Source organism: Rathayibacter sp. AY2B3, assembly GCF_002931755.1.
GTDB lineage: Bacteria > Actinomycetota > Actinomycetes > Actinomycetales > Microbacteriaceae > Rathayibacter.
On the sequence record NZ_PSUG01000017.1, the window covers coordinates 15,062 to 29,768 of the forward strand.

A 14,707-nucleotide genomic window follows, 5' to 3' on the forward strand; every position below is an offset into this window, starting at 1 on the left:
CGCACCCCGGCATCGCTCCCGGTTCCCGGTGGGAGGATGACCTCCACCGCCTGAGGAGACCCATGACCCGCAGTGTCGCCCGCACCCGCCTGACCGCTGTCCGCGCGGACGATCCGCCCCGCCGCCGCGAGGACGTCCTCGCCGTCGAGGAGCCGCTCGAGATCCGCGTCGGCGGACGGCGCTTCAGCGTGACCATGCGCACACCCGGCGACGACTTCGACCTGGTCGCCGGGTTCCTGGTGTCCGAGGGGGTGCTCACCGAGTCGGAGCAGCTGGCGGCGATGCGCTACTGCGCCAGCGGCTCCGGGCCGGGCGAGAACACCTACAACGTGGTCGATGCGAGTGTCCGAGGCGGACGGGAGTCCGTGCTGCTCGAGCGCGAGCGGTCGGTCTACACGACGAGCTCGTGCGGAGTGTGCGGGCTCGCGTCGCTCGAGGCGGTCGCCACCGACTCGGCGTGGAGCGTCGCGGAGGACGGGCTGCGGGTGGAGCGGGAGCTGCTGGTCTCGCTCCCGGACCGGCTCCGCGAGGCGCAGGCGGTGTTCGAGCGGACGGGCGGCGTCCACGCGGCCGGGCTGTTCGATGCCGACGGCTCGCTGCTGGTGCTCCGGGAGGACGTCGGGCGGCACAACGCCGTGGACAAGGTGGTCGGCTGGGGGCTCCGGGAGGGCCGGCTGCCGCTGCGCGGGACGCTCCTGCAGGTGTCGGGGCGCGCCTCGTTCGAACTGGTGCAGAAGGCCGTGATGGCCGGCATCCCCCTGCTCGCCGCGGTCGGTGCCCCGTCGTCGCTGGCGGTGGACCTGGCCCGCGATTCCGGCCTCACCCTGATCGGCTTCAGCCGCGGCTCCGGCTTCAACCTCTACGCGGGCGACGCGCGCCTGCTGCCCTGAGCCGCCGCGGCTGCTCGACCAGCAAGAGCGTCCGAGTATCCGGCAGAGGGCCGCGACCCGGAATCGCGTGTCAGCGATTCAGGGCAGCCCGACGCGGCCCGCTCTGCGGAACGAGACCCCACGAGAAGCCGACCGCGGTCGTGCAGCGGGTCACCGCTGCCCGACGAGCAGACACCGCCGCGTGTCAGCGATTCAGGGCAGCCCGACGCACCCCGCTCTGCGGGAGCCACCACCCCTGGAAGCCGACCGCGAGTCGTGTGGCGGCTCCGCCGCTACACGACCGACAAGCTCTGCCGGGCGATCTCCAGCTCCTCGTTGGTGGGGACGACGAGGACGGTGACGCGGGAGTCGTCGGTGGAGATGCGGCGGGCGCCGCGGTCGGCGGACGTGTTGCGCTCGGGGTCGAGCTCGATGCCGAGGCCCTCGAGGCCGCGCAGGGCGCCGGCGCGGACGGCGGCGACGTTCTCGCCGACTCCGGCCGTGAACACCACGGCGTCGACGCGGCCCAGCTGGGCGTAGAAGGCACCGATGTAGTGGCGGAGGCGGTGGTAGTAGACCTCGAGTCCGGCGCGGGCCTGCTCGTCGCCGGCCTCGGCCGCCTCCTGGACGTCGCGCATGTCGCCGCGTCCCGTGAGTCCGAGGAGCCCGCTGCGGCGGTTGAGGAGGGTGTCGAGCTCGTCGATCGAGAGGCCGGCCTTGCGGGCGAGGTGGAACACGACGGCCGGGTCGAGGTCTCCGGAGCGGGTGCCCATGACCAGGCCCTCGAGCGGGGTCATGCCCATCGAGGTCTCGACGGAGACGCCGCCGTCGACGGCGCAGGCGGACGCTCCGTTGCCCAGGTGCAGGACGATCGTCTTCAGGTCGGAGCGGCGGCGGCCGAGGTAGGCGGCGGCGGCCTCCGAGACGAACTTGTGCGAGGTGCCGTGGAAGCCGTAGCGGCGGACGCGGTGCTTCTCGGCGAGCTCGGCGGGCAGCGCGTAGGTCGACGCCTCGGCCGGGATCGTGTGGTGGAAGGCGGTGTCGAAGACGGCGACGTGCGGGACGTCCGGGAAGGCCTTCTGCGCCGCCTCGATGCCCTCGAGGTTGGCGGGGTTGTGGAGCGGGGCGAGGTCGGCGAGGTCCTCGATGTTGATCTTGACCAGGTCGGTGACGACGGTGGGCTCGAAGAAGCGCTTGCCGCCGTGCACGACGCGGTGGCCCACGGCGACGGGAGGGAACTCGTCGAGGCTCGGACCGTGCTCGCCGAACGCGCGGATCATCGCGTCGAAGCCGGCGGTGTGGTCGGGGATCGGCCCCTCGATCTCGAACGACTCCCCGTCGCGGGTGTGCTTCGTGCGGCCGGTCTCCTCGCCGATCCGCTCAACGAGGCCGCTGGCGAGGGTCTCCTCGGTGGTCATCTCGATGAGCTGGTACTTGAACGACGACGAACCGCTGTTGACGACGAGGACGACGGACATGAGGGGACTCCTGGGGTGATCGGGGTCGGGAGGGGCGGCGGCGGGGTCGCCGCTAGCGCACCACGGGGATGGCGGCGGTGGGCGGGACGATGGCCTGCGTCGCGGCCTGGATGGCCGTGATCGCGACGGTGTTCACGATGTCCTGCACGAGCGCGCCGCGGGAGAGGTCGTTGACCGGCTTGCGCAGGCCCTGCAAGACCGGCCCGATGGCGACGGCGCCGGCCGAGCGCTGCACGGCCTTGTACGTGTTGTTGCCCGTGTTGAGGTCGGGGAAGATGAACACCGTCGCGCGTCCGGCGACCTGGGAGCCGGGCATCTTCGACGCCGCGACCGCCGCGTCCGCCGCCGCGTCGTACTGGATCGGGCCCTCGACGAGCAGGTCGGGCCGGCGCTCGCGCACCAGAGCCGTCGCCGCGCGGACCTTCTCGACGTCGGCTCCGGCTCCGCTCTCGCCCGTGGAGTAGGAGAGCATCGCGATGCGGGGGTCGATGCCGAACTGCTGGGCGGTCTCGGCGGACGAGATCGCGATGTCGGCGAGCTGAGCCTCGGTGGGGTCGGGGTTCACCGCGCAGTCGCCGTAGACAAGGACCCTGTCGGCGAGCGCCATCAGGAACACGCTCGAGACGACGGAGACGCCCGGGCTCGTCTTGATGATCTCGAAGCCGGGGCGGATGGTGTGCGCCGTCGTGTGCGCGGCCCCCGAGACCATGCCGTCGGCCAGGCCGAGCTGCACCATCATCGTGCCGAAGTAGGAGACGTCCGTGACCGTGTCGTAGGCGTGGTCGTAGGTGATGCCCTTGTGCGCGCGGATGCGGGCGTACTCCTCGGCGAAGCGCGCGCGGTGCTCCGGGTCGAGGGTGCTCAGCACGCGGGCGCCGTCGAGGTCGAGGCCGAGGCCCGCCGCGCGGGCGCGGATCTCGGCCTCCTCGCCCAGGATCGTGAGCCGCGCGATGCCGCGCTTGAGCACGGTCGCGGCGGCGCGGAGGATCCGGTCGTCGCCGCCCTCGGGCAGGACGATGTGGCGGTCGGCGATGCGCGCGCGCTCGATCAGCCCGTACTCGAACATCAGCGGCGTGACGACCTCGGAACGGCCGACGTCGAGCAGCGTGAGCAGCTCGACCGCGTCGACCGCCTCCTGGAAGAGGGCGAGGGAGGTGTCGCGCTTGCGCGGGGAGTCGGCCGCCAGTCGCCCGCGGGCCGCGGTGACGCGGACGGCGGTGTCGTAGGTGCCGAGCTCGGTCATGACGATCGGCACGCGGCTGTCGACGCCCTCGATCAGCCGGACGATCGGCTCCGGCAGCTCGAAGCCGCCGTTGAGGATGATGCCGGTGACGGTCGGGAACGTGCCGGAGGCGTACGCCATGATCACGGCGAGGACGACCTCGGGCCGGTCGCCGGGGACGATCACGACGCCTCCCTCGGTGAGCCGCGGCAGAACGTTGACCATGGACATGCCGGCGATCACCACACCGAGCGCCTCGCGGCCGAGCAGCTCCGGATCGCCCGCGACGACGACACCGTCGACCGCCTCGACCAGGCGGGACAGGCTCGGAGCGACGAGGAACGGGTCCTCGCGGATCGCCCAGACCGGGACGGTGGCGGGGATGCTCTCGCGGATCGCGGCGACGGCGTCGGCGGCGGTGTCGGGATCGGCGCGGTTCGCGATCACTCCGATGAGGCTCGCGTGCGCGGTGCGCAGCTCGACCGAGGCGAGCTCGGTGATCTGGCGCATCTCCTCGGGAGTGCGCGCGGGCGCCTGGCCCAGCTGCTCGCTGCGGGACGAGTCCCGGCCCGTGAGGACCAGCAGGACCGGAGCGCCGAGGTTGGCGGCGATGCGGGCGTTGTAGCCGAGCTCGGTGGGGCTGCCCACATCGGTGTAGTCGGACCCGAGGATGACGACCGCGTCGCACCGCGCCTCGACGCCCTTGTAGCGCTCGACGATCCGCGAGAGCGCCGCCTCGCCGTCGGCGTGGACGTCCTCGTAGGTGACGCCGATGCAGTCCTCGTAGGCGAGGCCCGAGTCGGAGTGGCCGAGCAGCATCTCGAGCACGTAGTCCGGCTCGGAGGTGGAGCGGGCGATCGGGCGGAAGACGCCGACCCGCTGCACCTGGCTGCTGAGCGCATCGAGGACGCCGAGGGCGACCGTGGACTTGCCCGAATGACCTTCGGCGGACGAGATGTAGATGCTCTGAACCATCGGATCCAGCCTACCGAGGGGGTCCCTCCGGCTGGCTGGGTAGAGGCCAGGGATGGGAGTCCGTGCAGGTCGGAGGGCTGTGGAGGAGCCTCCGCCGCCACCGCGGCCCGTCAACGGAAGAAGACCCCCCGCGCACCCGCCAGAGCCCGGTTACCCTTGCTGCGTTTCCGCCCTGGGGGAGTTGGCCTGGATGGCGCCACGCGGGGAGCCGGGTGACAGTCTAACCGACGACGGCGGCCGAGGAGAGCGGGGCGTGTCGGGGTCGTGGTCAGCGGGAGCCTCCGACACCGGCTAGTATCGATGAGTCGCGGCTCAGGTCGTGCCAGGAGGATTCGCCTAGTGGCCTATGGCGCACGCTTGGAAAGCGTGTTGGGTGAAAGCCCTCGGGGGTTCGAATCCCCCATCCTCCGCGAACGGTGCCCGTTGCTCTCGCCAGCACGGGCACCGTTTTGTTTCACCCGTGGGCGGCATTCGACCCGTGGGCGCGAGCATCCGTATCGGGCGGGGCCTGCGTGATCGGCCGCCGAGGAGTCGCGCCGAAGGCGGGATCAGCCGTAGAGGTGGTTCGTCCGCGCGCAGGAGTCGGAGCAGAACGCGCCACGGCGGGCGACGAGCGGGGCCGAGCAGGCGGCGCAGACGGGGCGGAAGAAGAGTTCGGCTATGGATCGCGACATGGTCCGACCGTAGGTGCCGGCACCGGATCGTGCCCGTCGCCATCCGTATAACGACATCGCGGACGAGCGGCCGGCGACACGGAGCCGCGGCGACGCGGATGCTCAGTCGGCGATGCGCTCGAGCCATTCGTCGAGCAGGAGCCGCTCCCCCGCGCTGAGGGGCTCGATCTGCGGCAGCGCGGTGCGCAGGGCGACGGCGTGCGCGACGACCGCGCGGGCGGCGGGATCGGTGGGGCCCGCCTCCGCCGTGGTGATCGCCGCGAGGACGGACTCGCGCGAGCGGGACGAGAGCTCGTCGTCCGGGTCGGCGAGGGCGGTCAGCGTGAGGGTGCAGCCGAGTGCGGCCGACTGGAGCAGGCGGGAGGCGCGCTCGACGTCGACCGTGAGGCGGCCGGCCTCGGCGACGGCGCGGACCGCGTCGAGGAGGACGCCGCGGGACAGGCGCGCCGCCTCCGACTCCTCCCCCGGCCGCGCGGTGAACATCAGCGCGTAGAGGTGCGGTTCGGCGAGCCCGAAGGCGACGTGGTGGTCCCAGGCGGCCCGGAGCGCGTCGACCGGGTCGGCCGGCGCCTCGCTCCGCTCGAAGTCGGCGAGGGCCGTGGCGAATCCGGCTGCCGCGGCCGAGTCGAGCAGCCCGCGCAGGTCGCCGAACGTCCGGTAGATCGTGGGTGCCTGCACCCCCGCCGCCGCGCTGATCGCCCGCGTCGACACCGCGTCCCGCCCGCCGTCCGCCAGCAGCTCGACCGTCGCTCGGAGGATCCGCTCCCGCGTCGTCCCGCTCTCACTCATGCTACCGACGCTAACACGCTCCCGTTAGCGCCTCGTCTCCCGGAGCCGCCCGGCCGCGTCAGCGCCGTCGAGCGGTCCCGAAGATCCCGCGCACCACCTCCCGCAGGAGGGTCCTGCCGGCGCTCGAGCCCAAGACCTCCTCGACGACCGTCTTGTCGCGGCGGGCGGTGCGGGTCCCGCGCGAGGTCGGTGCCGTGCGCCGCCGGGAGCGCTCGGCGGCCTGGTCGGCGGCGCGCTCGGCGGCGGCCCGCTCCTTGGCGCGGCGGGCGGCGTCCGCGGTCTCCTCCTTCGCGCGGCGCGCGTCCTCCTTCGCGCGGCGGGCGTCGTCGTCGGCCTGCTGCTCGGCGGCGACGCGGGCCTCCTCGGCGTCCGCGGCTGCGTCGAGTCGGCGGGTGAGGATCTCGCGGGCGGAGTCGCGGTCGAGGGACGTGCCGTAGCGCGCGAGCAGCGGCGAGCGCTGGACGCTCGCCTCGCGGTCGGCCTCGGGGGTGGGCTGCATCGAGCCGAGCGGGGCGCGCAGACGCGTCCAGGCGACCGGGGTCGGCGCGCCGCGCTCGTTCATGACCGTCACGATCGCCTCGCCGATGGGGAGCGCCTGGAGGACCTCGCCGAGGTCGTAGTCGCTCTCGGGGTAGGTCGAGACGGTGGCGCGGAGTGCCTTCGCGTCGTCCGGCGTGTGCGCGCGGAGCTGGTGCTGCACGCGGGAGCCGAGCTGAGCGAGGACGTCGCCGGGCACGTCCTTCGGGGTCTGCGTGACGAAGACGATGCCGACCCCCTTGGAGCGGATGAGGCGCACGGTCTGGGTGATCGCGGCGAGGAAGTCCTTCGACGCGTCGCGGAAGAGCAGGTGCGCCTCGTCGAAGAAGAACACCAGCTTCGGCTTGTCGAGGTCGCCGACCTCCGGCAGGTCGTTGAAGAGGTCGGCGAGCAGCCACATCAGGAAGGTGGAGAACAGAGCCGGTCGGTCGGCGACTCCGGGGACCTCGAGGAGGCTGACGACGCCGCGCCCGTCGGCGGCGAGGCGGAGGAACTCGGCCGTGTCGATCTCGGGCTCGCCGAAGAACACGTCGGCGCCCTGGTCGGCGAACGCGATCAGCTCGCGGAGGATCACGCCGGCGGTCGCCTTGGACAGCCCGCCGAGCTCGGCGAGCTCGGACTTGCCCTCGTCGCCGACGAGGTAGGTGAGCACGGCGCGGAGGTCGGACAGGTCGACGAGCGGGAGGCCGGCGCTCTCGGCGTAGTGGAAGACGAGGCCGAGGCTCGACTCCTGCGTGTGATTGAGGCCGAGCACCTTCGCGAGCAGCAGTGCTCCGAAGCCGGTGACGGTGGCGCGGACAGGGATGCCGGTGCCGATGCCGCCGAGCGCGAAGTACTCGGCGGGGGCCGCCTCCGCTCGCCAGTCCTGGCCGATGCCGCGGGTGCGGGCGAGCAGCGCGTCGGTCGCGGCGCCCGGAGTGGCGAGGCCGGAGAGGTCGCCCTTGATGTCCGCGGCGAAGACGGGGACGCCGTGGGCCGAGAGCTGCTCGGCGAGGACCTGCAGCGTCTTGGTCTTGCCGGTGCCGGTCGCGCCGACGACGAGGCCGTGCCGGTTGAGCATGCCGAGCGGGATGCGGACGGGGACGTCGATCCGCGCGTCGCCGTTGACGAGGGCGCCGAGCTCGAGGGCCGGGCCGGAGAACGCGTACCCGGCGCGCACCGCGTCGACGGCGCTCTCGGGGAGCGGGCCGGGGGCCGGGGCGGGCGCGGAGGGCGCGGGCGGAGCAGCGGCTTCCGGAGCGACGACGGGCGGAGCATCGGCCCCCGGAGCAACCGGACCGGAGGAGACGGCGACCGCAGCGACGGCGTCAGCAGCAACGGGAGCGGCGGACTGCTCCGCTCCGCTCTCCGACGCCGCGACCAGCCGCACGTCGTCGGCGACGGCCTCCGCCTCCTCCGGGCCGGCCGCCGCGTTCAGCGCCGCGGCCGCCGCCTCCGCTCGCGCCAGGGCCTCGGCGGCCTCCGCCTGCAGTCGGCGGGCGGCCTCCAGGGCCGCGCGCGCCTCGTCTCTCGCCGAGGCGAGCCCGTCGTCGTCACTCATGGGCTCAGCCTAGGGTCGGCGGCGCCGGTCAGTCCTCGCGGACGTGCCAGGACTGTCCGTACCCGCCGTCGGCCTCGGGGCGGGCCATCAGCTCGAGGAACGGGTCGGCGCTGAACGCCTCCGGCCCGAGCACTCCGGCGCCGGTCCACACGCCGGTCGCGAGGAGCTCGAGCGCGACCACCGGGTTGAGCGCCGTCTGCCAGACCACGCACTGGGTGCCGTACTCGGCCATCGTCCACTCGTTGTCGCTCACGTGGTAGAGGTACACCTCGCGGTGAGCGCCGTCCTTCGTGCCCGAGACGAAGAGGCCGGCGCAGGTCCTGCCGGTCATCCGCGGGCCGATGCCGGCCGGATCGGGCAGAGCGGCGGCCACGACGTCGCGCGGCGACACCTCGACGGGACCGCCGGCCGAGCGGACCCGCAGGGGCTCGGTGCTGTCGAGGCCGAGGAGGTGGAGAGTGCGCAGGACGCCGATGAACTGCTCGCCGAGGCCGTACTTGAAGGTGACCTTCTTCGCGTCCAGCCAGCGCGGCATCAGCAGCACCTCCTCGTGCTCGACGTTCACGCACTCGACTGGACCGATGCCCTCGGGGAACTCGAACACCTCGGGCTCCGAGAAGGGGGCCGTGGTGTACCAGCCGCGGTCGCGCTCGAACACCACCGGCGGGTTCAGGCACTCCTCGATCGTGGTCCAGATGGAGAAGGACGGAGCGAAGATCTCGCGGCCGTCCGCGTCGTGCACGACGAGGTTCGCGCCGTCTCGCACTCCCAGCTCGTCGATCTCGTCGAAGAGGTGGTCGGAGGCGTAGCGGGCGAAGACATCGGAGAGCCCCGGCTCCACGCCCATGCCCACCAGGGCGAGGCGGCCGCGGGAGGACCACTCCTCCGCGGCGGCGAACTGCTCGTCGCCGAGCTTGAGCCCGGTCAGCTCGTGGGGCTGCTCGGGGTGCGGGAGGGAGAGGCTCATCGCCATGTCGAGGTAGTCGGCCTCGGCGGCGAGCGCTCCGGCGAAGATCGTCGGGACGAAGCGCGGCTCGACCGCGTTCATCACATGGGTCGCCCCGTGCGCGCGGGCGACGGTCTCGACGTTCTCGGCGTCGGAGGCGTCGATCCGCGCGGCGACGAAGCGGTCGTCCGCACCGTGCCGCTCCGCGATCCAGGCGACCGTGCGCTCGGCCCGGGCGAGGTCGTAGTCGCAGACGATGATCTGCTCGAAGAAGGAGCGGCGCGCGGCGATCTTCGCGAAGGCGTCGCCGACGCCGCCGGCGCCGACCAGGAGGATTCTCATGGGGACACCGTAGCGACGGATCGCGTCGTCCACCATGCCGAACACCGACGGAATCGGAGTGGAGCGCCTCCTTCGGCCACCGGATCCGTCACAGGGCGGCCCGCTCTCCCCGCTCGAGCAGGCGGAGGAAGCCGGAGAGGTGCTCGAGGCCGGTCAGCGAGGTCGGGAGCGAGGCGGCGAGCGCCGGCGAGTGCACCAGGTACGCCGCCCACTTCGCCCGCGAGACCGCGACGTTCAGGCGGTTGGGCAGGAGGAGGAACTCCATCCCGCGCGGGACGTCCGCCCCCGAGGACGCGGCGAGGGAGACGATGGCGACCACCGCCTCCCTGCCCTGGAAGAGGTCGACCGTGCCGACCGGCGTCTCCTCGAGGCCCGCGGCGTCGAGGGCGGCGCGGAGGAGCCCGCCCTGAGCGTTGTAGGGCGCGACGACGATGACGTCGGCCGCGGTCAGCGTCCGCTCGCCGTGCTCGTCGGTCCAGGTGCGGCCGACGAGGGAGAGGGCGATCTCGACGACGCGCCTCGCCTCGTCCGGCGAGGAGGTGGTGTCGCCCGCGTGCTCGACCGGGACGGAGTGCACGCCCGGCTCGACCCCCTCCAGGTGGCGCACCTCCGGCGCCCGCGACCGCAGCGCGCCCTCGTAGGAGAGCTCGGAGACGGCGTCGGAGAGCGCCGGGTGCATCCGGTGGGTCTGCGCGAGGAAGTAGCCGTACTCGGGCGGGAGGACGTCGTGACCGTCGGCGAGCCAGCCGAGCGCCGACTCGTCGACCGGCTCCGGGTGCGCGCCCTGGCTCACCTGGGGCAGCTGCTGAGGGTCGCCGAGCAGGAGCAGGCGCTGAGCGGAGACGGCCGACGCGATCGTCGGAGCGAGCGAGAACTGCCCGGCCTCGTCGACCACCAGGAGGTCGAGCGAGCGGCGCGGCACGGTGACCGGGTTCGCGAAGGTCCAGGCGGTGCCGCCGATGACGCAGCCGCCGCCCTCCTCGAGGACCGCGGTGAGCGCCGCCGCGTTCTTCACCGGCGCCCAGGGCGCGGCCTCGAGCGCCTCGGGCGACGTGCCGCTCCTGGGCACTTTCGCCACCCGGGAGGGATCGACGCCGCGGCCGACGACCGCGCTCAGCACGTTCTCGACCACCGAGTGCGACTGGCCGACCACGCCGATCCGCCAGCCGTGCTCGTTCACCAGCCGCGCGATGACGTGGGAGCCGACGTAGGTCTTCCCGGTGCCGGGCGGCCCCTGCACGGCGAGGGTCGCCCGGTCGAGTCCGAGCAGAGTCGTGACGACCGCGCCGATCACGTCGTCGCCCTGCACAGGAGCGACGGCGGCCGGCGGCACGCGGCGGAGGACGTCGAGCGCCGGGTCGGCCGGCATCGCGGGCAGCGCGTCGAGGACCTCGGCGCCCCACTCCGCGATCGCCTCGGGCTGGGGAGCGGCACGCGGCGGCGGCGCGGGGGCGAGGGCCACGGGGGCGTCGTCGTGAGGCTCCTCCCCCGCCTTCAGGCCCTCCTTGAGGAGCAGGACGATCCGCTCGCCGTCGTCGTCGACCGCGAGGATCTCGGAGCGCTCGGAGGCGCCGCGCAGACCGGGACCGGGTGAGGGCGCACCGGGGGGCGCCGGGGCCTCGTAGACCAGGTACGGCGAGGAGCCGACGCCGAGCCGGCTGCCGGGAGCGAGTCGGCCGAGGATCCGCAGCTCGCGCGACTGCGTGCGGGCCCGTGGGAGCTTCGCCCAGTCGCGGACGACCTCGACCCGGTCGATCATCACGACGTCGCGGGTGTCCGCCCACTCGTCCAGCGGCTGCCGGAGGCGGTCGAAGTGCTCCTGCCAGAAGGTCTTGGCCTCGCGGCGGTGGTAGTCGATCGCCGCGCCGGCGAGGGCGAGCGCGGTCTGGTCGGGCGTGCGCTCGCGCGGCTCGATCCCCTCGACCTGCGCCAGCAGGGCGACCGCGACCGGGTGCGGCTCGCGGGGCACGGGGATCTCGACCTCGAGCAGCGGCGGCAGCTCCTCGCGCGGCGGAGCGAGCTCGAGGAGCCAGTCGCGCAGGCGCAGCGTGGAGCGGCAGTCGTAGGCGTTGTACTCGGCGACGAGGTCGAGCCGGCGCCGGCCGTCGACCGGATCGGCCTCCAGCGCCGCCCGCGCCTCCACGTACATCTCGATGCTGTCGGCGGCGTTCGTGACGCCGGACGCGTCCCGCTCCTCGTCGCCCATGTAGAGCGGCTCCAGCTTCTTCAGCGAGTAGCTGCGCGAGCCCACGCGGAGCGCCCGCCGCACCACCGGGTACAGGTCGACCAGGACGCCGTCGCGCAGGAGCGCGTCGACCTCTTCCTCGCCGACGCCGTGCCGGAGCGCGAGCGAGAGCAGGTGGCTGCGCTCGTAGGAGGCGTAGTGGTAGACGTGCATCCGGGGGTGCTCGGCGCGGCGGGCCTGCAGCAGCGCGAGGAAGTCGAGGAGCGCGCGGCGCTCGTCCGCGAGGTCGTGCGCCCAGAGCGCGGTGAAGCGCTCCTGGTCGTCGACCATGCCGAAGAGGTAGTCGAGGCCCCACTCGCGGGTGTCCTCGGTGTACAGCGGGTCGCCCTCGAAGTCGAAGAAGAGGTCGCCCGGGTCGGGGGCGGGCAGCGCGGCGAGCACGGAGGCGTCGATCACCTCGACGGTCGGCACCGGCGAGGACTCCGACCGCAGCTGCAGCCTCGCCTGGGCGCGCAGGCCCTCGAGCGTGCCCGCGCCCAGGCCGGGCACGGGGCCGTCGTGCTCGGCCAGTGCGTCGAGGGTCAGGACGCCGGCCGCCGCGAGCTTCGCGCGCTGGTCGAGCCGCATCCCGGCGACGAGGATCGGATCGCGGTGCGCCTGGACCTCGGGCGCGCAGACGGAGCAGCGCCCGCAGGAGGGATACCGCGGATCGCCCCACGCCAGCGGCTCGTCGGCGGCGAGGCGCTCGGCGAGCACGGCGCGGAGCCGGGCGCGCTGCACCCGCTGGACCGGGGCGACGACGGCCAGCTCGTGGCTGGTGACGGAGCCGTCGCCGAGCACGAGATGCACCTGCTCCCCCACGCGGATGCCGCGGGCCTGCATCTGCTCGGCGTAGGCGGCGAGCTGCAGCAGCGCCGGGATCTTCGCGTGCCGGGCGAGCTTGGTGTCGTAGACCTCGTAGGCGCCGTCGGCGGTGCGGAGGAGGAAGTCCGAGAAGCCGAGGAAGTCGCCGTCGAAGAAGGTGGCCTGGTAGAGCACGTCGACCCCGGCGCGCATCGCCTCGACGGCCGCCTCGGCCGCCGCGGGGTAGCCGGCGGGCTCGGGGCGCTCGAACTCGAGCACCTCGTGCGTGCGCTTCAGCTCGGCGAGGAAGCGGTGCTCGTGCTCGTCGCCGAGCACCGCGGTGCGCTCGAGCATCGCATCCTTCTCGGCCTCGAGGCGCGGGGCGCGGCCCAGAAGGGCGTCGAACCGGCGGAGGACGGCCCACTCGCAGGCCGCCCAGTTCGACAGGTCGGTGGGGCTCGTGACCACGCGTCCGGACTCCAGGTACACGCGACTCCTTCCGCGACCACCGGGCGGCGATCGGCTCCAGGCTAGGGCGCCCCTCCGACACTCGTGCGGCGCGGCGACCCCCCGCGCCGCTCCGCCTCCGCGTGGCAGGCTGGGCCGATGACCCGCGCGCGCTTCGAGATCATCCCGGCCGATGACATCGGCGAGCGCGCCGCGCGGGCGTTCCCGGACCCCTCCGCGGTGACGCTGACCGTGACGAGCCTGCCGAAGCACGGGACCGGGCGGACCGTGGACTGCGCGCTCGCGCTGGCCCACCGCGGATTCCGCGTGGTACCCCATCTGGCGGCGAGGAACGTCGAGGGCCGCGGCGCGCTGGAGCGGGTCCTCGGTCGGATGGGCGAGGCGGGGATCGACGAGGCGTTCGTGATCTCGGGCGACGCGTCCTCGGCGGCGGGCACCTACTCCACGAGCCTCGAGCTCATCCGCGACGCCCGCGAGATCTCGCCCGGGCTGGCCCTGGACATCGCGGGCTACCCCGAGGGCCACCCGCACCTCTCCGACGAGAGCATCGAGCGGCACCTGCGCGAGCGCGCTCCGTTCATCCGCTCGATCGTCACGCAGATGTGCTTCGACGTCGACGCGGTGGTCCGCTACGCCGACCGGCTGCGCGAGACGGGGGTCACCGCCGACCTGTGGGCGGGTGTGCCGGGGCCGGTCGAGCGCTCGCGGCTGCTGACGCTCGGCGCGCGGATCGGAGTGGGCTCCTCGCTCGGCTTCCTGAAGCGGAGCACCTCAGTGGCCGGCGGGCTGCTCCGCGGGCGCCGCTTCGACCCGTCCGCCTTCGTCGCGCGACTGGAAGCGGCGGCGGGCGACCGCCTCGCGGGCCTGCACGTCTACACCTTCAACGAGCTCGACTCCCTCTCCGCCTTCGGCTGATCGGCAGGCCTCCGCGCTCCTCGGGCGCCGCGGACGACGGACCCCGCGATCCCCCGGCCCTCCCACGGGGAGGGTCTGCGCGCGTCAGGTGGTGCGGCGGATCCAGATCGGCGGGTGCGGGAGCTCGGCCTCGGTGCGCAGGCGGCCGGCGAGCGGAGCCCAGACCACGAGCGCCACCCCGATCCCGAGCAGCAAACCGCCGACGGTGTCGCTCAGCCAGTGGGCGCCGAGGTAGGTGCGGCTCGCCATCATCGCCACGGTGTGGAGGAAGCCGGCGATCCAGACCCACAGCAGCGGGAACACCAGGGCCAGCACCATCGCCGTCGTCGCGGCGTTGGCGGTGTGGCCGGACGGGAAGGAGCCGTAGTCGCTGGTGACGAGCATGTCGGCCGGGCGGGCGCGTCCCACCAACTCCTTGACGAGCTGGGTGGCGCCCACGCTGACCAGCGCGGCGATCGCGTAGTAGAGCGCGGCCCACCGCCTCCGGAACACCAGCAGCACGGCGACGATGCCGAGCGGGATGAGCGTCGTGCCGACGAGTCCCGCTCCGACCGTGTTCATGACGAGGGCCGGGATGTCCCACACCGGCGAGCGGTGCTCGACGATCTCGTCCATCCACTCCACGTCGAAGCGGAAGGCCGAGGTGGGGCGGAAGGCGATCAGCACGGCGAGGAGCACCGTGAGCAGGATCGCGAGCGACGCGGAGATCAGCGGCCAGCGGCGGGAGACCCGGTGCGCCGCCTCCTTCGTCAGCAGCCGCGCGGCGACGTCGTCGGACGGCACCTGCTCGCGCATCCGCGAGCGCTGGACGGCGTCCGGGCGCGCGATTCCGGGCTCGGTCGACAGTCGGTCGTCGCGGTGATCCATCCGGACATGATGCCGCCAAAGGCGTTCCCCCGCTGGGGGTTGCGGGACGGCTCGGCC

General features: G+C 73.5%; 10 protein-coding genes, 1 tRNA gene and 1 other RNA gene. 3 read left to right on the forward strand and 9 right to left on the reverse strand.

Annotation, left to right across the window (positions count from 1 at the left end):
• Positions 1-62: 62 nt before the first annotated feature.
• Positions 63-890, forward strand: coding sequence for a formate dehydrogenase accessory sulfurtransferase FdhD (gene fdhD / locus C5C24_RS07480; RefSeq protein WP_104277913.1), 828 nt, complete (start codon positions 63-65; stop codon positions 888-890).
• A 272-nt stretch (positions 891-1,162) separates the two neighbouring features.
• Here fdhD and C5C24_RS07485 read toward each other — a convergent pair whose 3' ends face one another.
• The 3 genes from C5C24_RS07485 to ffs all read right to left on the reverse strand — a co-directional run bounded on the left by C5C24_RS07485 (position 1,163) and on the right by ffs (position 4,757).
• Complete coding sequence (locus tag C5C24_RS07485) at positions 1,163-2,347, reverse strand: acetate/propionate family kinase (RefSeq protein WP_104304660.1); 1,185 nt, start codon at positions 2,345-2,347, stop codon at positions 1,163-1,165.
• A gap of 52 nt (positions 2,348-2,399) precedes the next feature.
• The gene (gene pta, locus C5C24_RS07490) at positions 2,400-4,544 is read right to left on the reverse strand and encodes a phosphate acetyltransferase (RefSeq protein ID WP_104227473.1); all 2,145 of its coding nucleotides are present in this window, start codon (positions 4,542-4,544) and stop codon (positions 2,400-2,402) included.
• A 116-nt stretch (positions 4,545-4,660) separates the two neighbouring features.
• An RNA gene (ffs, locus tag C5C24_RS07495) (signal recognition particle sRNA small type) lies at positions 4,661-4,757 on the reverse strand.
• A 112-nt stretch (positions 4,758-4,869) separates the two neighbouring features.
• Between ffs and C5C24_RS07500 the strand changes: the two genes are divergently transcribed.
• Positions 4,870-4,954 (forward strand) — tRNA-Ser (locus C5C24_RS07500).
• 138 nt (positions 4,955-5,092) lie between these two features.
• Here the strand turns inward: C5C24_RS07500 and C5C24_RS18385 are convergent.
• The 5 genes from C5C24_RS18385 to C5C24_RS07520 form a co-directional block, all read right to left on the reverse strand.
• Positions 5,093-5,218 carry a hypothetical protein gene (locus C5C24_RS18385; protein ID WP_258060618.1) on the reverse strand — a complete coding sequence of 42 codons (126 nt, stop codon included), beginning with the start codon at positions 5,216-5,218 and terminating at the stop codon, positions 5,093-5,095.
• Positions 5,219-5,320: 102 nt separating this feature from the next.
• A complete protein-coding gene (locus tag C5C24_RS07505; RefSeq protein ID WP_104227474.1) occupies positions 5,321-6,007 on the reverse strand; it encodes a TetR/AcrR family transcriptional regulator in 687 nt (228 codons plus the stop codon).
• Between the two features lie 58 nt (positions 6,008-6,065).
• A complete protein-coding gene (locus tag C5C24_RS07510; RefSeq protein WP_104304661.1) occupies positions 6,066-8,084 on the reverse strand; it encodes a helicase HerA-like domain-containing protein in 2,019 nt (672 codons plus the stop codon).
• A 28-nt stretch (positions 8,085-8,112) separates the two neighbouring features.
• Positions 8,113-9,372, reverse strand: coding sequence for a saccharopine dehydrogenase family protein (locus C5C24_RS07515; protein WP_104234533.1), 1,260 nt, complete (start codon positions 9,370-9,372; stop codon positions 8,113-8,115).
• A gap of 88 nt (positions 9,373-9,460) precedes the next feature.
• Complete coding sequence (locus C5C24_RS07520) at positions 9,461-12,889, reverse strand: bifunctional RecB family nuclease/DEAD/DEAH box helicase (RefSeq protein WP_104304662.1); 3,429 nt, start codon at positions 12,887-12,889, stop codon at positions 9,461-9,463.
• A 117-nt stretch (positions 12,890-13,006) separates the two neighbouring features.
• Between C5C24_RS07520 and C5C24_RS07525 the strand changes: the two genes are divergently transcribed.
• Positions 13,007-13,783 carry a methylenetetrahydrofolate reductase gene (locus C5C24_RS07525; RefSeq protein ID WP_104304663.1) on the forward strand — a complete coding sequence of 259 codons (777 nt, stop codon included), beginning with the start codon at positions 13,007-13,009 and terminating at the stop codon, positions 13,781-13,783.
• Between the two features lie 84 nt (positions 13,784-13,867).
• Here the strand turns inward: C5C24_RS07525 and C5C24_RS07530 are convergent, their stop codons facing one another.
• Positions 13,868-14,650, reverse strand: coding sequence for a phosphatase PAP2 family protein (locus C5C24_RS07530; protein ID WP_258065085.1), 783 nt, complete (start codon positions 14,648-14,650; stop codon positions 13,868-13,870).
• Positions 14,651-14,707 lie beyond the last annotated feature (57 nt).